Origin of the sequence: Priestia koreensis, from assembly GCF_001274935.1 — a bacterium.
Taxonomy (GTDB): domain Bacteria; phylum Bacillota; class Bacilli; order Bacillales; family Bacillaceae_H; genus Bacillus_AG; species Bacillus_AG koreensis.
This window is the reverse complement of the sequence record NZ_LILC01000007.1, coordinates 109248-131151: the sequence shown is the minus strand read 5'-3', so window position 1 is coordinate 131151 and position 21904 is coordinate 109248. Positions and strand designations below refer to the sequence as shown.

The 21904-nt window shown below is 40.1% G+C and carries 27 protein-coding genes and 1 pseudogene; 19 read left to right on the top strand and 9 right to left on the bottom strand.

Annotated features, from left to right (window positions below; translation table 11 throughout):
* The first annotated feature begins 252 nt into the window (after positions 1 to 252).
* Complete coding sequence (locus tag AMD01_RS05900) at positions 253 to 654, top strand: hypothetical protein (protein WP_053400482.1); 402 nt, start codon at positions 253 to 255, stop codon at positions 652 to 654.
* Between the two features lie 20 nt (positions 655 to 674).
* Here AMD01_RS05900 and ku read toward each other — a convergent pair whose 3' ends face one another.
* Positions 675 to 1502: a non-homologous end joining protein Ku gene (gene ku, locus AMD01_RS05895; RefSeq protein ID WP_053400481.1), complete on the bottom strand. Its 828-nt coding sequence runs from the start codon at positions 1500 to 1502 to the stop codon at positions 675 to 677.
* A 197-nt stretch (positions 1503 to 1699) separates the two neighbouring features.
* On the opposite strand from ku, the gene AMD01_RS05890 reads away from it, so the two are divergent.
* Positions 1700 to 2755, top strand: a complete 1056-nt coding sequence (locus AMD01_RS05890) for a M42 family metallopeptidase (RefSeq protein ID WP_053400480.1) — start codon at positions 1700 to 1702, stop codon at positions 2753 to 2755.
* A gap of 153 nt (positions 2756 to 2908) precedes the next feature.
* Here AMD01_RS05890 and AMD01_RS05885 read toward each other — a convergent pair whose 3' ends face one another.
* The gene (locus AMD01_RS05885) at positions 2909 to 3349 is read right to left on the bottom strand and encodes an Hsp20/alpha crystallin family protein (RefSeq protein WP_053400479.1); all 441 of its coding nucleotides are present in this window, start codon (positions 3347 to 3349) and stop codon (positions 2909 to 2911) included.
* Between the two features lie 174 nt (positions 3350 to 3523).
* Positions 3524 to 3667 carry a small acid-soluble spore protein P gene (locus AMD01_RS05880; protein ID WP_053400478.1) on the bottom strand — a complete coding sequence of 48 codons (144 nt, stop codon included), beginning with the start codon at positions 3665 to 3667 and terminating at the stop codon, positions 3524 to 3526.
* A gap of 149 nt (positions 3668 to 3816) precedes the next feature.
* On the opposite strand from AMD01_RS05880, the gene AMD01_RS05875 reads away from it, so the two are divergent.
* Positions 3817 to 4083: a hypothetical protein gene (locus AMD01_RS05875; RefSeq protein WP_053400477.1), complete on the top strand. Its 267-nt coding sequence runs from the start codon at positions 3817 to 3819 to the stop codon at positions 4081 to 4083.
* A gap of 154 nt (positions 4084 to 4237) precedes the next feature.
* On the opposite strand, the gene sspO is transcribed toward AMD01_RS05875, so the two are convergent.
* Positions 4238 to 4387, bottom strand: coding sequence for a small acid-soluble spore protein O (sspO, locus tag AMD01_RS05870; RefSeq protein ID WP_053400476.1), 150 nt, complete (start codon positions 4385 to 4387; stop codon positions 4238 to 4240).
* Positions 4388 to 4679: 292 nt separating this feature from the next.
* Here sspO and acnA point away from each other — a divergent pair, with 292 nt between their 5' ends.
* The 3 genes from acnA (at position 4680) to AMD01_RS05855 (ending at position 8433) form a co-directional block, all read left to right on the top strand.
* On the top strand, positions 4680 to 7403 hold the full coding sequence (gene acnA, locus AMD01_RS05865; RefSeq protein ID WP_053400475.1) for an aconitate hydratase AcnA: 2724 nt from the start codon (positions 4680 to 4682) through the stop codon (positions 7401 to 7403).
* A 143-nt stretch (positions 7404 to 7546) separates the two neighbouring features.
* A complete protein-coding gene (locus AMD01_RS05860; protein ID WP_053400474.1) occupies positions 7547 to 8026 on the top strand; it encodes an RrF2 family transcriptional regulator in 480 nt (159 codons plus the stop codon).
* A gap of 20 nt (positions 8027 to 8046) precedes the next feature.
* Positions 8047 to 8433: a nuclear transport factor 2 family protein gene (locus AMD01_RS05855; protein WP_053400473.1), complete on the top strand. Its 387-nt coding sequence runs from the start codon at positions 8047 to 8049 to the stop codon at positions 8431 to 8433.
* Here the strand turns inward: AMD01_RS05855 and AMD01_RS05850 are convergent, their stop codons facing one another.
* Positions 8434 to 8673, bottom strand: a complete 240-nt coding sequence (locus tag AMD01_RS05850) for a hypothetical protein (protein WP_053400472.1) — start codon at positions 8671 to 8673, stop codon at positions 8434 to 8436.
* Positions 8674 to 8844: 171 nt separating this feature from the next.
* Between AMD01_RS05850 and AMD01_RS05845 the strand changes: the two genes are divergently transcribed.
* The 9 genes from AMD01_RS05845 (at position 8845) to AMD01_RS05810 (ending at position 13888) form a co-directional block, all read left to right on the top strand.
* Positions 8845 to 9426 (top strand): peroxiredoxin family protein, encoded by a 582-nt coding sequence (locus AMD01_RS05845; RefSeq protein ID WP_053400471.1) that lies wholly within the window; start codon positions 8845 to 8847, stop codon positions 9424 to 9426.
* 136 nt (positions 9427 to 9562) lie between these two features.
* Positions 9563 to 9706 carry an FbpB family small basic protein gene (locus AMD01_RS23430; protein WP_083446441.1) on the top strand — a complete coding sequence of 48 codons (144 nt, stop codon included), beginning with the start codon at positions 9563 to 9565 and terminating at the stop codon, positions 9704 to 9706.
* Between the two features lie 105 nt (positions 9707 to 9811).
* Complete coding sequence (locus AMD01_RS05840; RefSeq protein ID WP_053400470.1) at positions 9812 to 9955, top strand: acid-soluble spore protein N; 144 nt, start codon at positions 9812 to 9814, stop codon at positions 9953 to 9955.
* A gap of 166 nt (positions 9956 to 10121) precedes the next feature.
* Positions 10122 to 10355, top strand: coding sequence for a small acid-soluble spore protein Tlp (gene tlp, locus AMD01_RS05835; RefSeq protein WP_053400469.1), 234 nt, complete (start codon positions 10122 to 10124; stop codon positions 10353 to 10355).
* A 120-nt stretch (positions 10356 to 10475) separates the two neighbouring features.
* Positions 10476 to 10895, top strand: coding sequence for an acyl-CoA thioesterase (locus AMD01_RS05830; RefSeq protein ID WP_053400468.1), 420 nt, complete (start codon positions 10476 to 10478; stop codon positions 10893 to 10895).
* Positions 10896 to 10967: 72 nt separating this feature from the next.
* Positions 10968 to 11246 carry a GNAT family N-acetyltransferase gene (locus AMD01_RS05825; RefSeq protein WP_053400467.1) on the top strand — a complete coding sequence of 93 codons (279 nt, stop codon included), beginning with the start codon at positions 10968 to 10970 and terminating at the stop codon, positions 11244 to 11246.
* Positions 11247 to 11310: 64 nt separating this feature from the next.
* Positions 11311 to 11766 carry a DinB family protein gene (locus AMD01_RS05820; RefSeq protein ID WP_053400466.1) on the top strand — a complete coding sequence of 152 codons (456 nt, stop codon included), beginning with the start codon at positions 11311 to 11313 and terminating at the stop codon, positions 11764 to 11766.
* Positions 11767 to 11946: 180 nt separating this feature from the next.
* Positions 11947 to 12480: a sigma-70 family RNA polymerase sigma factor gene (locus AMD01_RS05815; RefSeq protein ID WP_053400465.1), complete on the top strand. Its 534-nt coding sequence runs from the start codon at positions 11947 to 11949 to the stop codon at positions 12478 to 12480.
* A complete protein-coding gene (locus AMD01_RS05810; protein ID WP_053400464.1) occupies positions 12473 to 13888 on the top strand; it encodes a DUF4179 domain-containing protein in 1416 nt (471 codons plus the stop codon). The genes AMD01_RS05815 and AMD01_RS05810 overlap by 8 nt, the downstream gene beginning before the upstream one ends.
* Before the next feature lie 265 nt (positions 13889 to 14153).
* On the opposite strand, the gene AMD01_RS05805 is transcribed toward AMD01_RS05810, so the two are convergent.
* Positions 14154 to 14441 carry a hypothetical protein gene (locus AMD01_RS05805; protein ID WP_169775936.1) on the bottom strand — a complete coding sequence of 96 codons (288 nt, stop codon included), beginning with the start codon at positions 14439 to 14441 and terminating at the stop codon, positions 14154 to 14156.
* 685 nt (positions 14442 to 15126) lie between these two features.
* Positions 15127 to 16122, bottom strand: coding sequence for an NADPH:quinone oxidoreductase family protein (locus AMD01_RS05800; protein ID WP_053400462.1), 996 nt, complete (start codon positions 16120 to 16122; stop codon positions 15127 to 15129).
* Positions 16123 to 16269: 147 nt separating this feature from the next.
* Here AMD01_RS05800 and AMD01_RS05795 point away from each other — a divergent pair, with 147 nt between their 5' ends.
* Both AMD01_RS05795 and AMD01_RS25055 read left to right on the top strand, forming a co-directional pair.
* Positions 16270 to 16863, top strand: coding sequence for a TetR/AcrR family transcriptional regulator (locus AMD01_RS05795; protein WP_053400461.1), 594 nt, complete (start codon positions 16270 to 16272; stop codon positions 16861 to 16863).
* A gap of 117 nt (positions 16864 to 16980) precedes the next feature.
* A pseudogene (locus tag AMD01_RS25055) lies at positions 16981 to 17318 on the top strand (IS66 family transposase); the annotation flags it as partial.
* Positions 17319 to 17461: 143 nt separating this feature from the next.
* Here the strand turns inward: AMD01_RS25055 and AMD01_RS05790 are convergent.
* Entirely contained in the window at positions 17462 to 19198 is a 1737-nt protein-coding gene (locus AMD01_RS05790) for a methyl-accepting chemotaxis protein (RefSeq protein WP_245638897.1), read from the bottom strand.
* A gap of 153 nt (positions 19199 to 19351) precedes the next feature.
* The gene (locus AMD01_RS05785) at positions 19352 to 19537 is read right to left on the bottom strand and encodes a hypothetical protein (protein WP_053400460.1); all 186 of its coding nucleotides are present in this window, start codon (positions 19535 to 19537) and stop codon (positions 19352 to 19354) included.
* A gap of 196 nt (positions 19538 to 19733) precedes the next feature.
* Here AMD01_RS05785 and AMD01_RS05780 point away from each other — a divergent pair, with 196 nt between their 5' ends.
* Together AMD01_RS05780 and AMD01_RS05775 are read left to right on the top strand one after the other, a co-directional pair.
* Complete coding sequence (locus AMD01_RS05780) at positions 19734 to 20483, top strand: class I SAM-dependent methyltransferase (RefSeq protein ID WP_053400459.1); 750 nt, start codon at positions 19734 to 19736, stop codon at positions 20481 to 20483.
* A gap of 193 nt (positions 20484 to 20676) precedes the next feature.
* Positions 20677 to 21885, top strand: coding sequence for an MFS transporter (locus AMD01_RS05775; RefSeq protein ID WP_053400458.1), 1209 nt, complete (start codon positions 20677 to 20679; stop codon positions 21883 to 21885).
* Positions 21886 to 21904: the final 19 nt, after the last annotated feature.

Sequence of the window (21904 nt, the reverse complement as noted above, 5' to 3'; positions counted from 1 at the left end):
TTTTTCTAGATACGAACGTCATCAATCTTAAAAAAACGTTGTCAGAACAGTTGCTAAACGCTCCCGTATGTTTTTTCTTTTACAAATGAACGAAATCATGTAAACTACTACGGGACGTGTTTTCCGTTCTTTCTTATACCTTTGAATTTTTCGTAAGATAGGGCAAGTTGTCTATTGTGTTTCAAAACGAATTTTTCTAGAATGAAGAAAGAGAAAAAGGGGTTATGTTTATATTATTGGAGGGTATCAGCTGTGAAACGGATTTTGATCGTGACCCTTGTTGCATTATTGTCAATCTTTTTTATTGACCGATCGTACAGCAAGCAGAACCAAGCTCAAGCTCAAGAAAAATTTATTCATGAAGTAAAGCAGGAACAGCAAAAGTCAGATGTGGCAACGGTCAATTTGAACAACGTGTTTCATTTTCATTGGGACAAGGTATATGTGTTTGAGCCTCACACAAAGGTAGCAGCTATCAACAAAAAGCTTGGCTTTGATTGGATGGAAGCAAAAGCAACAGGGATTGAAAGCGGCGATAACAGCGTCATAGTGTTTGTGAAAAACAATCAGGTGGAACAATTCGTTACGCTACCAACGTCTTATGGACAGCCGGTCTATAAAAATAAACATGAATGCGAAATCAAAAAAATATAAGTAAAAAGTCAGTCGTTCCTTCAAGAAGAGGGGCGACTGACTTTTTTTGGACTCGTTTTTCGTTTGGGCTTTGCGGTCGGTGGAGAGTCAATACTCATTTTTAGAGCTGTCATCAAGTTTTTCACATTTGATTGCTTCGTCGGTTCCTTCGGTGATACGACCTGTCCTTCTGCAAGTTTGTCTTCAACGAGATCTTTTAAGGAATCACGGTATTGATTATGAAAATGATTAGGAGTAAACGGTTGGGTCATTTCGTTAATAATCTTTCCTGCGAGTTCCTTATGCTGGCTGTCTACGAGCTGATCGCCCAAGTTAGGAACATTCTCAACGTCACGAATTTCCTCCGGAAAATAGAGCGTGTGCATAATCAGCACATCTTCAAGCGCTCGTACGAGTACAACCTGCTGACGTGAATGAAGAAAAACGACTGCGATTCCAGCTTTATTTGTATCGAGCAGCGCCTGCTGTAAGATAGCATAAGGCCGTTCACCCGTTTCCTGCGGGGAAATATAATAACTTTTCCCAAAGTAGAGAGGGTCCACCTCATTTAGTTCAATAAAGTGATCCATTGAGATATCTTTGTTTTCAAACGGACGCCGTACTTCTTGAAGTTCCTCGGTACTAATCACAACAAAGCGCCCGTCCTCGAGTTCGTACCCTTTCACAATATCACCAGCGTCTACGTCTTTTTCACATGAGGGACACCGTTTTTCATATTTAATAGGGGTCAAACATTCTTTATGAAGCGATCGAAGCTTTATTTCTTGATCTTCCGTTGCGATGTGAAGGCGGATCGGGATATCAATTGAACCGAACGACAATGTCCCTTTCCATGCAGTATGAAGCATTAATCACTCATCCTTTCGCGTTGGTTTATAGATAGTTTGAAGCAAACGCTACGAGTCTATCCGTTTCTATGACGATTACATAAGAGTTAAAACAACTATGTTCTAAATAAACATTACAAAATTTAAAAATAACGTGAATAAAAATGGAAATAAATCTCATTCTAATAAGTGGAATACATACGGAAGGTGATGAGAACATGGAACTATTAAAGAGGTTAACAGAAGAAGTGGGTGCACCGGGATTTGAGCATCGTATTCGTGACATATTACGAAAAGAATTTGAAGCAAGCGGTGCTGACGTCCTAACAGATCGACTAGGGAGCATTTTCGGTAAAAAACAGGGAAAGGGTGGAAATGTAAAAGTAATGCTTGCTGGTCATATGGATGAAGTGTCCTTTATGATCAGTGAGATTACGTCGGAAGGGTATTTGAGATTCGTTCCGCTAGGAGGATGGTGGGATCAAGTTCTTTTGGCACAACGAGTAACCATTATTACGGATAAAAAATCGTACACGGGCGTCATCGGTTCGAAACCACCCCATATTTTGCGTCCAGAGGAACGAAATACGGTCTATCCAATGCGTGAAATGTTTATTGATGTAGGAGCCAAGGATGCAACACAGGTGAAGAGCTGGGGAATTAAAGTGGGCGACCCTATCATGCCAATTTGTCCGTTTGAGATTTTACCTGACCATGATACGATTTTAGCAAAAGCGCTCGATAACCGAATTGGCTGCTGGCTGGCGGTTGAGCTATTAAAAGCACTTCAAAATGAACAACATCCGAATACCGTTTTTTCAGGTGCAACCGTACAAGAAGAAGTGGGCCTACGCGGAGCAAAAACGGCGCCTTATGTGATTGACCCAGACGTAGCCATTGCACTTGATGTCGGTGTAGCGGAGGATGGACCCGGTGGAAATCCAAACAAAGCAAAGTTAGGAGAAGGCGTACTAATTACCTTTTTAGACTCGTCCATGGTTCCAAATACGGCGTTTCGAAATTTTGTCATTCAAACAGCCGAAGAGCACAACATTCCATATCAAGTTGACGTGATGCTAGGAGGAGGAACGGACGGTGGTGAATTCCATCTTCACAAACAGGGTGTTCCGACGATTGTGATCGGAGTTGCGTCCCGCTACATCCACAGTCATACATCCATGATCAGTAAAAAAGACTTGGAAAACACCTTAAAGCTGCTCGTAGCCATCGTTAAGAAGTTAGACAATGATACGTACGAAAGCTTTCTAAACTAAAAGAAAAATCAACCGAGTTCTTTGTGCATAAAGAACTCGGTTTTTTCTAATCAAAAAGAATTAAATAAACTATGTGCTAAATAATCAGTATAAATGTAAAAAAAAGAAGCATCTAAGGAGTATTCTTCATGCTTCCCATTTATCCTTGATTTTTTACCATTCTGTAATAGCAAGAGTAGAAATAGGGGGTGATACTTTCCCTTCTTTTTCAATAGTGATTTCTAACACACCATTTTCAAGGGTCGCCTTCATTGGTTGATTGGGAAGGGAGAACGGAAAATCGACGGTACGATCGATCAATTTGACGTCTTTTTGAGCAGAAAACGAGTTGTTTGTGCTGTCTTCGAGTTTCACAAGCTGCTCTTTTTTGGCTTGAATGCGTAACTGATGTTCAAAAACCTCAATGATTACGTGATCCTTGTCAAAGTCAGGTAAATCTACTTCTACGATATAGGATGTGCTCGTTTCAAATAAATCGATGCGAACGCTATCACAATCTAAATAGCTTGTAAAAGGGTGCGAAAAGAAAAAGTCCACAAGATCCTCCAAATCATGCAAAAAATGATTTTTGGGACGTTTTCGGTCATTCATCATTCCTCTGCCTCCACCATCATAAAATGTCTCTTATCGTAGTAAGAGAACTTCTTTTATCATATGCAGCAATATAGCAATCGTGAGAAGCGCCAATTAATTGAGCAAATTGTCACACCTCGTGGTAAAGAAGGCATAAAAGAAAGAGCCTGCCGGAATGACAAGCTCTTTGCTCTCTTACATGTCGTGGCCGCTGTTGTGCTTTTGACGACTGTGCTGACGGTTTTTAACTTTATGTGATCCGCTAAGTGGAGCTGGTTGACCAGGATTGTCTCCCTTAGGTGCATTTTTGTGCATGTCTTTACTGCTGTTTTTGTTCATGTGAATCCCTCCTCTTGGTATTAGAATGAGAAAAGAAGCGATGTTTTATTCAGATAATTTTCCGTATGAAAGGCGCCTCAAAACGAAACAATAAATGGTGAACTGCCACAATTTTTGCGGTAGCAACCGCTCTAAGAGGAGGATACATGATGCCATATCATAAAAATAAACAGCAGGCATTTCAGGCTGCACAGCAAGGTCATAAACAAGCACTTGATGCAAATGCACAAGCTAATCTTGTTCAAGGTCAATCGTCTTATGGTCAAGAATTGAAGCACGTAAAAGAAGAAGTGAATGAAGCTTATGCGCAAATCGAGAATGCTCTTGAGGTGGCTTCCGATTCACAGCACAAGCAGCTGACACAATTTCAACAAGATTTAAAAGGGCTTGTAGATTCTGTAAACAACGAACAATAAGTGAGCAAACACCTTCTTATCACAAGAGGGTGTTTTTTTGCGCGAAAAAGCAGGTCCTCGAATAAGGACCTGCTTTTAGGGATTTCCCAACGGGGTCGGCGGTTTGAAAATCTCCCTGTTACTAGTATCTCCAAGATCAATAAAACATACAGACTTATTGATTTTTTTTGCGTTTCTTGTTGTTTTGTTTTTGTTGCTCTGTTAACGGTTCATTTGCGAATTCTTCATTGTAACCAGCGCCTTTTCCTTGAGCTTTTGCTGCGTTTGCGTCTGGAATTTGGTGATTTGCTTTTCGTTTTGCCATGGTGAAAACCTCCTCATCAATGTTGCACGTCTGTGCGTTCTTATTGTGCACGGAAAAATAGGTTTATGAACAACCAATTCAAGGAAAAGAAAAGTGGTGACGCTTCCATCTAATTTCACAAATTTTCTTACAAAAACCCTTATGTATCAAGCAATAAGCAAAACTTATGCTAATTAATAACATTCTTTTTATTTACTTATGTATAACATTATATTAAGATAAATGCGTAGGGAAAACCTAAGATGGGACTTAGTAGGCAACATACATAATTGTTTCAAGGGGGTAAAACAAGATGACAAAACATGATGCATTTAATGCTCGTTCATCATTCACTGTTAATGACAAAACGTATTTTTATTACCGCTTACAAGCTTTAGAAGAAGCTGGAATCGGTCAGGTTTCTAAATTACCATACTCTGTAAAGGTATTATTAGAATCTGTTCTTCGCCAAGTAGACGGACGTGTAATTAAAAAGGAACACGTTGAAAACTTAGCAAAATGGGGTACAAACGACGTTCAAGAAATCGACGTTCCATTCAAGCCTTCACGCGTTATCCTTCAAGATTTCACAGGGGTGCCTGCAGTTGTAGACTTAGCGTCTCTTCGTAAAGCAATGGCAGATCTTGGTGGGGATCCTGATAAAATCAACCCAGAAATTACAGTAGACCTAGTAATTGACCACTCCGTACAAGTAGACAGAGCGGGTACACCAGACGCGCTGAACTTCAACATGGACTTAGAATTTGAACGTAACGCAGAGCGTTATAAATTCTTAAGCTGGGCACAAAAATCATTTGATAACTACCGTGCTGTTCCACCAGCAACTGGTATCGTTCACCAAGTGAATTTAGAATATTTAGCAAACGTTGTTCAAACAAAAGAAAATGAAAACGGTGAAATTGAAACATTCCCAGATTCATTAGTTGGAACTGACTCTCATACAACAATGATTAACGGTATCGGCGTTCTTGGATGGGGTGTTGGTGGTATTGAGGCAGAAGCAGGAATGCTTGGTCAACCATCTTACTTCCCAGTGCCTGAAGTAATTGGGGTAAAACTAACAGGTACACTTCCAAACGGTACAACAGCAACTGACTTAGCGTTAAAAGTAACGCAAGTGCTTCGTCAAAAAGGCGTAGTTGGAAAATTCGTTGAGTTCTTCGGACCAGGGGTAGCGGTATTACCACTTGCTGACCGTGCAACGATTGCGAACATGGCTCCTGAATACGGTGCTACTTGTGGATTCTTCCCAGTTGATGCAGAAGCACTTGATTACATGCGCTTAACAGGCCGTGACGAAGAGCAAATTCGAGTGGTAGAAGAATACTGCAAAGCGAACGGCTTATTCTTCACAGCTGATGCAGCAGATCCAACATATACATCTGTAGTGGAAATTGACCTTGCGACAATTGAGCCAAACCTTTCTGGTCCAAAACGTCCACAAGATTTAATTCCATTATCTCAAATGAAAAAAGAATTCAACGATGCGTTAGTTGCACCAGCTGGTAACCAAGGATTTGGTTTAACAGCAACGGATGCAAATAAAGAAATCACGTTCCCATTAGCAAATGGAACAGACGTAACAATGAAAACAGGTGCAATCGCGATTGCGGCGATTACAAGCTGTACAAATACATCAAACCCATACGTACTAGTTGCAGCTGGATTAGTTGCGAAAAAAGCAACTGAAAAAGGCCTTCAAGTACCAGGTTATGTAAAAACATCTCTAGCACCAGGTTCAAAAGTTGTAACGGGTTACCTAGAAGATTCAAAACTTCTTCCATACCTTGAGCAACTTGGATTTAACATTGTTGGATACGGTTGTACAACATGTATCGGGAACTCTGGTCCATTAGCAGATGAGATTGAAAAAGCAGTAGCAGACAGCGACTTACTTGTAACATCTGTTCTTTCAGGTAACCGTAACTTTGAAGGACGTATTCACCCACTTGTAAAAGGGAACTACCTAGCATCTCCACCGTTAGTTGTGGCATATGCGCTTGCAGGTACGGTTGATGTAGATCTTCAAAGCGACTCACTTGGTAAAGACAAAGACGGCAACGATGTATTCTTCAAAGACATCTGGCCATCAATGGATGAAATCAACGAAGTTGTAAAAGCGACAGTAACTCCAGACTTGTTCCGTAAAGAATACGAGCACGTATTTGACGACAACGAGCGTTGGAATGAAATCGAAACAAGCGAAGAAGCATTATACACTTGGGATAACGACTCTACGTATATCCAAAATCCTCCATTCTTTGAAGGATTATCAGCTGAGCCTGGTACAGTAGAACCGTTACAAGATCTTCGCATCGTAGCAAAATTCGGTGACTCTGTAACAACTGACCACATTTCACCGGCTGGTTCAATCGCGAAAAACTCTCCTGCAGGTCGTTACCTACTTGAGAACGGCGTTGAGCACAGAGACTTTAACTCTTACGGATCTCGTCGTGGTAACCACGAAGTTATGATGCGCGGAACATTTGCGAACATTCGTATCCGTAACCAAGTAGCACCTGGTACAGAAGGTGGTTACACAACTTACTGGCCAACAGGCGACGTTATGAGCATTTATGATGCTTGTATGAAATACAAAGCGGACAACACTGGTTTAGTGGTATTCGCTGGTAAAGACTACGGAATGGGAAGCTCTCGTGACTGGGCTGCCAAAGGAACAAATCTTCTTGGCATTAAAACAGTGATCGCAGAAAGCTTTGAACGTATTCACCGTAGTAACCTTGTACTAATGGGTGTTCTTCCACTTCAATTTAAAGAAGGCGAAAGCGCTGAAACATTAGGATTAAAAGGAACTGAATCGATTGCGGTTCAAATCGACGAAACTGTAAAACCTCGCGATTTCGTAAAAGTTGTGGCGACTGATGAAGCTGGCAACAAAAAAGAATTCGAAGTACTTGTTCGTTTCGATAGCGAAGTAGAAATTGATTACTACCGTCACGGTGGAATTCTACAAATGGTTCTTCGCGACAAGCTAGAATCTAAATCTTTAGCATAATGGATACACAAAAGGCTCGTGATTTTTAATCACGGGCCTTTTTATGTGGATAAAATAACCATGTACAAACTTCCACCTATCGGTTAACATACATAAAGAGGACAAACATTATCCACTTTATATTTAAAGGAGATTATTGCACCATGCAAATGAAAACCGGTGTCGAACAATCTGTTTATGCACTGCTAATCTTAAACTTTCTGCCCCCCAAAGCCGTATTGCCAGGGGAGGTTATAAGTGAACTACTCGGAGCCTCACCGTCCTATTTTCAAAAATTGCTACGAAAACTCGTGAGTGCTGATTTGATCGTCTCCGTTCCAGGCGCAAAAGGTGGTTTCAAGCTAAAAAAACAGCCCGACGATATTCAGATTTATGATGTGTACGTGGCGATTGAAGGCAAGCAGTCACTTTATTCTTCTAGTGGTATTCTGCAAGATATGCTCAACCTTGAAGAGAAAAAAGTTCGATTGCTTTCAAATTTAATGGAAGAAGCGGAAACGTCGTGGAAAACGACGCTAAAGCGAGAATCGATTGGGTCACTTGCTGCTGAAATAGATAAAAAGTGTCCACCCGAAAGCCTGACGAGGATTCAAGGCATCGTACAGGATCGAATGGTGTTATAAATTAAAGGAGGAACGACAACATGGAAAACTTACAGCGTTATTTTGGATTATTTGATGAATCGCGTACTAGCACACAGGCAATGGAGGATCTATTCTCTCTATTTTCGGATGACATGTCATTTGTACTAAACGGTGACCGTAAAGAAGGCATTGAAAGCTGGAAAATGTTCATGAAAATGTTTTATGAATACAATAGCGATATTAAGCACATGTTTGAAGGCTGGGAGCGTGTAGAAGGCACGGATCAGTATCAAACAAAATGGGCCGTTTGCGGGAAGAAGAAAACAGGGGAAGTCTTTACACAAGAAGGCATTGACATTGCGCGTTTAGACGAAAACGGGAAGATCTGCTATTTGGAAAATGTGCCTGCAGATTCAGCTGCATTTCAACAGTACAAACAAATCTAATCAAAAAGACCATTCCACTGTGAATGGTCTTTTTGATCCTTGATGGATTCCGCTATCCGTTGAAAAAATTCCAATCGCGCCCATGACTACTAAAAGCACCCACAGAAACATCCACACGAATGATAGGCAAAGAGAGCGAATCGCGATCGATTTTTTTTCTCCCTCACCGCTTCCCCTCATACCAACTAGTGGAAACAAAAAGGCTGTTACATACCACCAGCTCTTATCACGATTGCTCATAATACGCATCCCTCCCATTACATGCTTATGAAAGAAATGCGACAAATAGACAAACGCAAAACCATTTGTGAACCTTTGGTGTACAATGTATGTTTTTTCCTGTTCATCGTATATAATAAAAGGACAAACAATAAACCGCTTTCACTACATATACGAAAGGGGACGATCACGTTGGTTAAAAAACTTTTAGGTGTCCTTCTGCTACTAGCGCTTATTAGTTATACGGCATGGCAAAATTTTGCCCCCGCTAAGACAGAAGCCGCCCCACCGCAAGATGACCTTCGTTCCTATGAAGATGGTTCAGAACAAAATCAAGATGTTCCTGCATCAGGGCTAGAAGAGGGGAAAATGGCCCCTAATTTTACTCTCTCTACGTTAGATGGAAAAACGGTCTCGTTATCTAGCCTACGAGGGAAAAAAGTTATTGTAAACTTCTGGGCAACGTACTGTCCACCTTGTAAAGAAGAGATGCCTCAGATGCAGACCTTCCACGAAAATTATGGAAAGGATGTTGAGGTACTTGCTGTTAACCTAACGTCACAGGAGATCAACCGAAACTCTGTGCAAAAATTCGCGGATAAGTATCGCTACACGTTTCCCATTCTACTGGATGAGAAGGAAGAGATCGGAATTAAAAAGTACAAAGTCCTTCTCATCCCAACTTCTTATTTTATTGATGAACAAGGAAAAATTCAGCAGCGAATTGAAGGACCGATGACCCTAAAACAAATGGAAGCCTTCGCAGCACAATAAGAGGCAAAAAAGAACGTTTCGTTTCTGGAACGTTCTTTTTTTATTTTCTTCTTTAGAAGTGTTTAGAAAATTTCTAAAATGGAAATATTTAAATTAGAAATTAAATTCTATTTTAAATTAGAAAAGAGGCACTCAAATGAGAAAATTACGAAAACGTTCTTTTTCAGAATTAGTACAAGAAAATAAACGCCAATTGCTTCGCGACCACGAGGCGTTAGATCAGTTAGAAGAGCGCTTAGAGCAACGCCTAGCACTTCGTATGCTGGAGCAAGCTGAATAGTTCTCCAAACACTTCCTTACATAAAATCGAAATTAAAATCGAATATTAATTTAGAATCTTCTTCGATGCAGGATTCGATTCTTCGATTTTAGAGGAGGCAACAACATGGGAAACCCAAAGCGTAATCCGAAAGATTTCGTTCCAAACCACATTGGCACACAATCACGTGCAGCAGGTGGAAACAAAGGGAAACAAATGCAGGATAAATCCGGCCAGCATCCTCAAGTGATTCAAACTAAAGGGGAATAACGAATAGCTCGTGTAAAAAGCAGGGGAAACGAACCCTGCTTTTATTATGGTTTTTAGTATACATAATATGATTATGGTTATTTAAAAATTATTACCATCATAAGATGATGAACGTGAGAGATACTAGTTGAGGTAAGGGATTTTACAATTTGAGGGGGAATGAAAGATGGCATGGAGTAAACCAAATCCAGATAACCGTACTGACAACGTAGAAAAGCTTCAAACGATGGTTCAAAACACGATTGAAAACATCGAAAAAGCACAGGCAACAGCAGAGTTTTCTTCTTCTGAAGAACGTGCAAACATTGAAGCAAAAAATCACCGTCGCGAAGAAAGCATTGGAGCAATGCGTAATGAAATTCAAGACGAATCAAGTCAGCGCGAAAACGGCTATAAATAATTCCTTTTACCCCACTCATTTGAGTGGGGTTCTACTCATCTAAAAAGTCCCTATAGTCGATGAAAAAAGCCTCTTTATGATATAGTGAAAGGGAGATTACATAGGAAATAGAGGGATTTTATGCATATTTCAAAAAAGGAAATTGAAGTTCGTTACGCAGAAACCGACCAAATGGGTGTCGTCTATCATGCCAACTACTTAGTATGGATGGAAGTAGGGCGCACAGGCCTTATTCAAGACATGGGGCTTAACTACGCAGGAATGGAAGCAGAAGGCGTTTTATCACCTGTCACAGATGTTCAAGTGTCCTATAAGAAGCCACTGACATACGGGGACGTGGCAACGGTTCACACATGGGTTGAGCTTTATGACGGCCTTCGCGTTCAGTATGGCTATGAAATTTACAACCAGCACGGAGAGCTTGCGATCGAAGCAACTTCTTGGCACGTCTGTGTCAAGAAAGAAAACTTCCGTCCCATTTCCATTCGTCGTAAGTTCCCCGAATGGCACGAGGCGTATGAGAACATTAAGAAGAAATAAGAAAGATAGCAACTCGTAAATGCACATAACGAAAACATAAGCTGCCTGTTCACTGGGTGGCTTATTTGTTTATTGTCTATCATCGTACACCACGAATCACAACAAGTATCAAAAGTGATGCGTCCTGGTCGCATTACCTATCCATTTGCGTATATGACAAACGTCTATACACGTAGTGACCGAAGAGGGGCTGGCATTGGAAGTAAGCTTCTCAAACAAGTGAACGAATGGGCGAAGGAACAGCAGTATGAATTTATTATCGTGTGGCCAAGTGATACGAGTATTTCGTACTATGAGAAAAATGACTATGCACCCTGCACGGAACCGATGCAGTACGTGCCTTCTCCGTAATTTTTAGATCATTGGAAAATGGGCAGATGAATATGTTTTAAAAAAGCACAAGGAGAGAAGCGATATGAAAGAAGTGATAAAAGGTATTCAATACTGGGTTAGACAATTGCCAGAAGAGTATAGATTGATGTCTAACACAGACATCTCAGATCGACCCGCACCGAATAAATGGTCCAAAAAAGAGATCCTCGGTCATCTTTGTGACTCTGCCATTAACAACATTCAGCGGTTTGTTAAGATTCAGTATGAAAAGCCGGTGTATGTGCTCGAGCCCTATGATCAAGAGTATTGGGTAAGGAGTCAACAGCATCAGACTCGCCCGGTGGATGAACTTCTTGTGCTGTTTCAAGCGCTCAACAACCAAATCATCACCATTATTAAACAGATTCCAGCTGATAAGCTGCTACACCTCTGTGACATCGGAAACAACGAGCATAAGACGCTGCAGTGGCTGATTGAAGACTATCTTTCGCATATGGAGCATCATATTCGCAATCAAATCTTATCGCCCCGTACGTAGTGGTTCTTCTTTACATAAAACCCACCATCACACGAAGATGAATGGTGGGTTTTTTCTTGATAAAATCCCCTAATTTTTCCTGCTTTATCGGTTCTTCACGTATACTTAATGTAACTTTTTTCTAGTTTTTGAAACTTTTTGGGCCTCTTCTTCCACTAATGTTGTGAAAGGAGTTGTAAGATGAGAGACCAACGACACAATAAGCTAATCAAAAAAGCAATAAAGGGAAATAAGCGTGCATTTGAAGAAATCATGACGCACCACTACAAGCAAATTTACCGCACGGCTTTTCTCTACGTACATAACCAAGAAGATGCCCTAGACGTTGTGCAAGAAGCAACGTACGAAGCGCTTCGCTCGATTCATACGTTGAAGCAACCGCAGTATTTCCTTACATGGCTAACGAGAATCATCATTCGTTGTGCGGGGCAAGTATTAACGAAAAGAAAGCAAGTGGTTCCTTTAACGGAAGACGTATTGCTCACATTGCAAAGTCCAGATGAACACCATGAGGATACGTTAACGCTTCTAGAAGAACTAATGAAACTCAAAGAGAACTACCGCACGGCCATTATTTTCTTTTATTATCATGATCATTCCATTAAAACGATTAGTGAACTGATGAACATCCCAGAAGGTACGGTAAAGACGTATTTAAGCAGAGGGAAAGAGGCACTTAAAAAACAGCTAACGGAGGAGAGAAGCCATGGATAACAACGAAGTGAAAAAAGCCATTGATCAACTACACGTACCAGATGAAGCCGTATTAAAAGCGATTCAACAGGGTATAAACCGAAACGAGCAGACAAAGAACGCTTCCTCAACGAGAAAATGGCTGATTAGCGGTGTCGCAGCAGCAACCATTATAGGCGGAACGTTTACCTCTGGTTTTATTAGTCCTCATATGAATAAAGTGCTCGCACAGGCACCACTCGTTGGAGATTTGTATAAAAAATTTGGTGATGACATGGGAGCAAATCTTGCGGATCAACACTTGGTCACGTCTTTAAACGAAACGAGTACGAAAAACGGCGTAGAGGTCACGCTAACGAGCGCCTATTTTGACGGAGATGTTGTTTCCGTGACGGGGCACGTGAACGATGCTGTTGATAATGGTATGAATGAAAAAGGAGAAGTAAGCTTTGACATGAATTTTGAGAATGAAAAGGGAGATTCAGATATTTGGAAAAATGGCGGAATGACCAAAAAAATAAACAAAGTAAACGGAGGCTATGACTTTCAGTTGATCATCACTTATCCGTACGATGAATTTAATACAAACCTTACGCTACCTATTACCATTCGTGACATAAACGGAATTAAAGGAGACTGGAACTTTGATGTTCCGCTGACACAAAGGGAAAATGAAACAATCGTTGTGAATCATACGGAAAACTATCCTAAGGATCAAACGAGCTTTACCGTTGAGAAGATAAATAAGGCGAACGCTTCGTCCACGCTTACCTACAAAGTTTTCTCACCGTACAAACGAGATCAAATTGATTTTAAAAAAGCAGTGGATGACAAAGGAAATGTTCTGTATACGTTCTCAAATACAAACGTGTTAACGGAACGAAAGGTAGAAGGAGGATATATAAAAACAATTCGAAATCCATTTGAAAAGTTACCAAAGGATATTAAATCCATTACGCTGTATCCAGCAGTGATGGACATACGCGAAGAACCAGTGACCCATTCATTAAATGCGTCAACATTTACGTTGAAAAGCAAGCGCTCAGATTTGGGCGTCCATGTACAAGACGTAAAGCAGAATGGAAATAAAGTCGTCATTACGTATGTGCTTGAGAATTTTCCGAAACGAAGTCGTTCACAACAGGAAATACTTAAGAAAAATCTAGAATATGAGCTATGGCTGGTAGATAAAGCTTTTGTAAATGAAATTGATCCTAAAAATCCAGGACCTCCTAAGCACCACAGTATTTCCAAAAGCAACGTCACTACCTTAAACGAAAAAACCAATCAGTTTCAATCGACGTTTTATTTAGACGGTGATGAAAAAATCGAAAACTTCTCACTCAACAAAACGAGTCTTTACTTTGACTTTTCCGTATATATCGAAGGAAAGGAATTCAAACCGTTCACGATTAAGCTACCAAACTAATTCTCTCACCACCTTTTCAGTAGAAGAGGTGGTTTTTGATCTAGTATGAAGACGAATAAAGGGGAGAGCTAAGGGAATTGTATACTGCTGTCTCCTGTCAATAAGCTCTATCTGATCGGTTCGATAAAGAAGGGTAACGGATAAAAGGATAACAAATGAAAAAAATCACCTGTAATCAATTATCGTTTACAGGTGATTTTAGAAGCAATGATCACTACAGCACGTGGGGAAGAAAGGGTTCAACTCATTTGTACACGTATGAATTCTATGCCCCGTACAAAAGCATAAACAACATCACCACTATGTTAATAATTAACAATAGCTTGCCAAAAAGATTTTTGATGGTCAAAAACGAAAAGGCTACGGAGATTAAAAAAGAAAAAATCGCAATTTTAGGTGCCGTGTATGCGACGTCTAATATCCCGATCATCGGAAAATACAAAAACAAGAGGCTAATACCGATAAAAACCATTAAAAAAAGAATCGCTACCGTCACAAAAACATAATTTTTAAGTTGATTCAGCTGCTGTTTCTCATGGCTAACATCCATCATATGTTCCTCCTACTAATAAACATGAACTTTAAAGTATTGGTTGAGCAAATAAAACCGCCAAATGAATCGTCCTGAATCGGTGCTTTAATGAGAAAGTGGTTATCTGGTAAGTGCACATTCCCTCTATAAACTTGTTGATGTTTTCTAATGTATAGTGATTGATGGATAATGAATATTCATGATTCTTCACACCAAACCCTCTTTTTAAAATTTAATGTTTAATTCATTATCGCTTCTATCTTCATTGTAGTTAAAAATGGTTCGTAAGTACATCGTAATACAGAAAATTACAAATTTACTTTTTGCCAAATTAATGTCTCTTTTGCGAGAGTCATAAAATTTTAGTAGTAATTTCAACCGATCCAGCTTTTTTCATTGCTTGAGAAGGTCATTAAGATCGAACGATTGAAGCAAACAAATAGGATTGGAGGGGAGGTAATGGATCATATCGCACAGTACGTGGTGGAACTAGAGGATGGAACCTTTGCGTTATGGGATTTAGAGTACTAAATAACTATTAATCTCTATATTACATAAAATTTTAGTGATCATAAAACAGCTTATAGGCACCAAAAAAACTAAGAGTTTAACCCTTAGCTTTTTTGGTGGTATTTCTCAAATATTTTAAAAATCCTTTACGGTGCTTAATTTTTGATAGTAAGAAATCTCAATATAAATTTTCTTGTTAGACTAATTTTACAATCGTTCTTCCTCTTACATGCCCTTTTAAAATGTTAGGAAGAACAGCAGGAAGCTGATTTAAATTAATTTCTTGTGAGACAAAATCTTCAAAATTAGATGGCTTGAAATCTGTTGCTATGCGTTCCCATATTTTTAAACGTGTTTCCATTGGGCAGTATACAGAGTCAATTCCAAGTAAATTGACGTCTCTTAAAATGAATGGAAAAACAGTAGTGGACAGTTTTGTCCCAGCTGTTAGCCCACTAACAGCAACTGAACCTCCATATTGAATCTGGCTTAAAACAGAGGAAAGAGGATCTCCACCAACAGGGTCAACGGCTGCAGCCCATTTTTGTGTCCCTAAAGCTTTAACTTTTCCTCCATACGTCATATCCCTTGAAATAATCGTATGAGCTCCGAGTTTTCGTAAATACTCATACTCTGATTCTTTCCCTGTGCTAGCTTCTACCTTATAACCAAGAGAGTTTAAAAACGAGACCGCAAAACTGCCAACTCCACCTGTTGCACCTGTCACAAGAACTTTCCCTTTTTCTGGCGATCCTCCATTCTCCTCTAGACGTTGTATAGATAATGCTGCTGTAAAGCCTGCAGTTCCTACTACAATGGCTTCTTTAAGGCTCAAATTTTCAGGTAAAGGTACAATCCAATCACCTGGAATACTGGCATATTCGCTGTATCCACCAAAGTGGGAAACACCTATATCGTAACTTGTTGCAATGACTTCATCTCCTTCATGAAAGCGAGGGTCCTTAGAAGAAACGACTATACCCACTAAATCTACCCCTGGTATAAATGGATAATTTCTTACGATTTTACCATCAGGAGTACCTGCTAGCCCATCTTTATAGTTAATCCCCGAATAATGTACCTTGATTATGACATCACTCTTAGGCAAAAAATCTAGAGAAATATTTTTTACATTTATTGAAAATTCATCATCACATTTGTCTACCACTAGCGCTTTAAATTGATCTTTCATTTCGTGATTCCTCCTTTTTGAAACTATTTCTAGTATACATTATTATTCTGACCGGTCAATTTTTTTTGACCGGTCAGAATAATTTTTGTTCAAATTTTTAAAAATGATGTATACTAATTTGTAGGTTTAGTTTGCTGGAGGTTTATTATGAAGAAAAAAGCAGAAGAGAGAAAGAATCAAATATTAAGAGCAGCTTTCCAAGCTATGTCAGTACAAGGTTATAATTCGGTTACCTTACAGAGTATTGCTGATCATGCAGAAGTTAGTAAAGGAGTCGTCCATTATTATTTTAAAAATAAGGAAGATACCTTATCTCAACTCCTTGAGTGGCTTACAAATAAAATCTATAATTATGAGCTTGCATCAGTGAATTCAGAGTCTACTCCCTTGGGTAAATTAAAAGCTTACGTAAACTCAGTGTTTGTCGCTCCTGAGAAAAATGCAAAATTTTATAGAGTTTATTTAGATTTCTTGTCTCAGGCAGGTCAAAATGAAACATACAGAAAAATTAATCATCATTTTTATCAAAACTGTTGGGGCATTACATCTGACATTATTACTTCTGGTCAGAAAACAGGAGTGTTTGAACAGAATATTAATATAGAAAACACTTCAAAAACCATGCGAGCTATTATAGATGGATTGCTCATTCAATGGCTAATGAACGAAGATATAAATTCCCATCAATACTACAAAGAGACTTGCTATCAAAGCTTTTTAGACTTGCTAAAAGTTAATTAGATGCTCTTTTTAGACTTTTTAATCTGTCTACCTTCTATACTTTACAAGATAAACAGGGAGAACAAAGTCTAAAATCAAAGTTAGGCATATCATATGCAAAGCTATGATCAAGGGTAATTACAAGTGGACGGATATAGTGGTTACAATCAAGTGCCGGATGTCACCCTGGTGGGATGTTGGGCACTTGCCAGACGTAAGTTCGGTAAAACCATAAGGGCATTACCTGATTCACAACAGGAAAAAAGGTGAAGGCGAGGGAAGGATTGTATTTCTGTAACCAACTCTATTCTATCGAAAGAAAGCTAAAACATGGCGACTCTACAAAACGATATGAGTAGCGACTGGAAAAAAGTAGGCCCATTCTGGACCTTTTTCAATCATGGCTTTATAAACAAAAAGATCTCGTTCTACCAAAAAGCGCGCTAGGAAAAGCCATCATTGATTGTTTGAATGAGATGTGGATAATTGTTAATTAATTCAATCTACCTCATTCAACTACATTTACGGGTTTCATTGGCGTGAATGACAGAAAAAAGAGCACGGCCAGTCGCAATGCTCTTTTTGTGTACCTTTTTTCGTCTTCGTGTACAACGTAAGGTTACACCTTAAATTTCTCCATTAACTGCTGTAGCTGGATCGCCATGGCGGATAGGGATTGAGAAGCAGACGTTATTTCTTCCATAGACGCGAGCTGCTCCTCTGCTGAAGCAGCGACGTTTTGCGCATGGCCGGAGGTGTTTTGCGATGTATCTGACACGTCTGTGACAGTGGTCGTTACTTCTTGAATGCCGCTTGCCATATTGGTTGAAATACCAACAAAGGATTTCATTTGATTTTCTACTTGGTACATTGCACCAAGGATATGGCTAAAACCTTCCTCCGTATTCTTCACAAGGTGAAGACCCGCTTTTACATCTTCTTTTACCTGATCCACCGCGCTTGATGACTGTGTCATGTCGCCTTGAATTTCCTGGATCAGCGTGGAGATTTGTGTGGCCGAAGACTGCGATTGCTCGGCTAGTTTACGTACTTCGTCCGCCACAACCGCAAATCCTTTTCCGTGTTCACCGGCTCTAGCCGCCTCAATGGCTGCATTAAGTGCCAGCAGGTTCGTTTGGTCTGCGATCGCTGTAATAACCTTTGTGATTTCACCGATTCGCTTTGATTTTTCGCCTAATAGCTGAATCGTTTCTTCACTAATCGACACGGAGTGTTCAATTTCACTCATTTGCAGTGCAGTTTTTTTCATGTATTCTTCGCCTTTGTGTGCTTGTGCTAAAGACGTTGCTCCTACATGTAAAATTATCGATGCTGATTCCTCCATCGTTTCAATATGTGTAGAAAGCTTTCGTAACGATTCATTGCTTTCATGAATGCCAGAGGCTTGCTGTTCGGTATTGAGTGAAACTTCTTGGATCGCGGACGTAATTTGTTCAGTAACGTGACTACTTTGCTCTGCGCCAGCTGCAAGCTGCTCGGATGCTGCAGCAACATATTCAGACGCCTTACGGACTTCTTCAATCATAAATTGAGATTTTGTCCGCATTTCGTTGTAGCTTGTGACAAGATCATGAATTTCATCGCTTCCTCGGTCGTGAACAACTGCCGTAAAGTCACCTTTTCCAGCACGATCAAGCGCATGAGAGATGGCTTTTAATCTACGGCGTAATCCTCTCGTAAAGAAAAGAACAATCAAAAGGACAAGAATAATCACCCCAACTAACACGAGTAAAAAGACGCTCATGAAAGAAGATAAAATCTCATCAATAATGCTTTGTGGTGCACCCACATAAAAAATCCCGATCGTCTCGCCGTTTTCATCTGTCAGTGGCATGTAAGCCGTTTGATACGTATGACCTGCAACGTCAGCTTGTCCGTAATAGGGCTTTTGCTGTTTTAATACGGTGTCAATGACTTCAGGAGAAGCCTTAGTGCCAACTGCACGTTTCCCGTCGATCCTTACATTCGTTGCGATTCGCGTATCGTTTGAGAAGATGGTGACGGTATCATTTGTATTTTTACCGATACGATCAACGAGTTCAAACAGACCATTCATTTCTTGATCGCCTTTGTATAGTTTTCCATTTGAACTAGACCAATCACCAGGGTACTTTGTATCAACATAATCATAGGCCATATGCAAATCGCCTTTTGCTTTATCAGTGGCAAACTTCTCCACGCCGGATTCAATTTCTCTTCCTACTACAAGACTGATAATGACGGAAAGGATCAGCAGGATACTAATCGTCATCACATTAATCTTTGTAGCAATTCCTATGTTCACTCTTCGTGTTGACTCTGATTTGTCATCAGAGGTCGTACGTGCATACCTCAATGTTATTTCGCTCCTTTTTTCACATGATTGCAACTAGACTATTTTACTATGACAAAAAGCATAAAGTATACATTTTTTTCTTAAGAAGGATTAATTATGTAATAAAAAACCACACAAAAAATGAGCAGTAAATGAGCTGCCCATGGATGTGTGTTATGAATGGATTTCTTTAATGCCTGATAAGCGAATAGGCCAAACCTTTTCTCGATCATCCTTTAACGATAAGACTTGATCGCGTAAATTTAGTTGATGAACACGACCTTTTAACGTATGAACAGTGCCGTTTAAATCGTATAAAACCGTCACAAGCCCCTTACGAGATAGCTCTTTTAAAAACATGGATTGAAACACTCCTTGTATATGACGTCTTTCATTTTATAGGATAAAAGACGGATGTTAAGGAAAGATGGAGTGAATGTTAAAGAAACGTAAAAAAGTGTAAAGGATGATGAGTTAATGGATCGCTTAAAAGAAGGATTAGCTTTTCGTTAATTTTATGGTATAATTTACCTTCTTTTAAAAGGGGGATGATACGATGAACATCGGAACGACGGAAGCGGCAGCAAGGTGGGATCGCTTTGCGGATGAATATGCACGAAATCACGGAGAAATGGGCGATTTACATAAGGAAGCTTTGCTAAATCCAGTGCTTTTTTCACTAATAGGGGATGTGTCAAGGAAAAAGCTGTTGGATGCAGGGTGTGGAGAAGGGTATTTGAGTCGTTTACTCGCTCGACAGGGTGCTCTTGTTACCGGAGTCGACTATTCACCTCGTATGCTTGAACATGCTAAAAGCCGGACACCGAACGAGCTAGTGATTGGGTATCATCATGGCAACTTAGAAGAACTGGATTTCTTAGAGAATGACCAATTTCAACTCGTTGTTTCAAACATGGTCATTCAAGATTTAGCCAACTATGAGAAGGCATTTCAAGAAGTTTATCGTGTGTTAGAAAAGGACGGGTATTTTATCTTCTCCATTCTTCATCCGTGTTTTGTTACACCAAATAGCGGGTGGGTAAAGACAGAAGAGGGAGCAAAACTCTATTGGAAAACGGATCGTTATTTCTATGAGGGGGCGTATGAACAACGCATTGGAGAAGAGGAAAAAATGATCCTCTTTCATCGAACGCTTACTAGTTACATCAATGCACTTGTGCAAACAGGCTTCCTCATTGAAGAAGTGGTGGAGCCGAAACCATCGGAAGAAGTCTTAATGAAATACCCTTCGTTCGGTGAAGATTTACGCTGTGCGGATTTCCTTGTATTTAAGGTGAAAAAATAAATGGATGGGCTGTCTGAAACGAATGATTCTTTCGCTTTAGGCAGTCTTTTTGTGTGAGTGACGTGAAAAATACAATTGATGCTCATTGTGCATCAATGTTATGAAAAATCCTGATTAGAAGTTATTGATAAAGGAGCGTATGATAGAAGTAAGCATTCATTGAATTTGTGACACAAAGGAGTATCATAACCGTATGACGTATATTAAACGGGGAACCCCAGCTTTTACAAAAATGAACGTATCACTATTCGCGGGCGGCTTTAGCACATTTGCGATCTTATGGGGAACGCAACCGTTACTTGCTGAAATTTCCGAGGAGTTTCATATTTCTCCTGCTACTTCTAGTTTAAGTTTATCCTCCACAACGATTGCCCTTGCCATCAGCATGCTAGTGGCAGGATCACTATCTGAGGTGTTCGGCCGTAAAAAAGTAATGACCATTTCGCTTATTGTCTCATCTATTTTAGCGGTTCTTATCGCGTTTACACCTAGTTTCCACTTATTATTGGGAGGTCGTATTCTTCAAGGCGTTTCGCTTGCAGGACTTCCGGCTGTTGCGATGGCGTACCTAGGGGAAGAGGTGGACCCTAAAAGTCTCGGGATGGCAATGGGACTCTACATCAGCGGAAACTCCGTTGGAGGAATGGCCGGGCGAATTATTAGCGGTATCTTAACAGATTTCTTTAACTGGCACGTTGCGCTAATGGGCGTAGGAATCATTAGCCTGCTTTCAAGCTTTGTGTTTTGGCGCCTTCTCCCATCATCTCAAAACTTCAATGCTCAAGCCTTTAAACCGAAAAAGCTCACAGGCGCATTGGTTAGTCATTTAAAAGAGCCTGCGCTTTTGTATTTATTTGCGATTGGCTTTTTACTAATGGGAAGCTTTGTGGCGCTGTATAATTACATTGGTTTTCAACTGCTAAAACCACCTTATTCATTAAGTCAAACGGTGGTCGGATTTATTTTTATCGTCTATATGGTCGGTACATTTAGCTCAACGTGGATGGGGATGATGGCGGACAAATACGGAAAACGCATTGTTCTTCAGCTATCGCTCGGGCTGATGCTTGCGGGTGTATGTATTACTCTAAACACGCATCTATCGCTTAAAATTATTGGCATTGCCATTTTCACTTTTGGATTCTTTGCCGGTCATTCTATTGCAAGCGGCTGGGTGGGGAAAACGGCTACCCATGACAAAGCACAAGCATCCTCACTGTATTTGTTTTTTTACTACACCGGCTCTAGCATTGGCGGGACCGTCAGCGGCTTATTTTACCATGATTTCGGATGGAGCGGGGTCGTATCAATGATTATCGTTCTGAGCGCTGGATCGATTCTTGGTTCCCTTCAATTAGGAAAAGTAATTAAAAAACGTGAAAGAGCGGCTTATCAGCATTAAAAATGACGTGGATCTTATG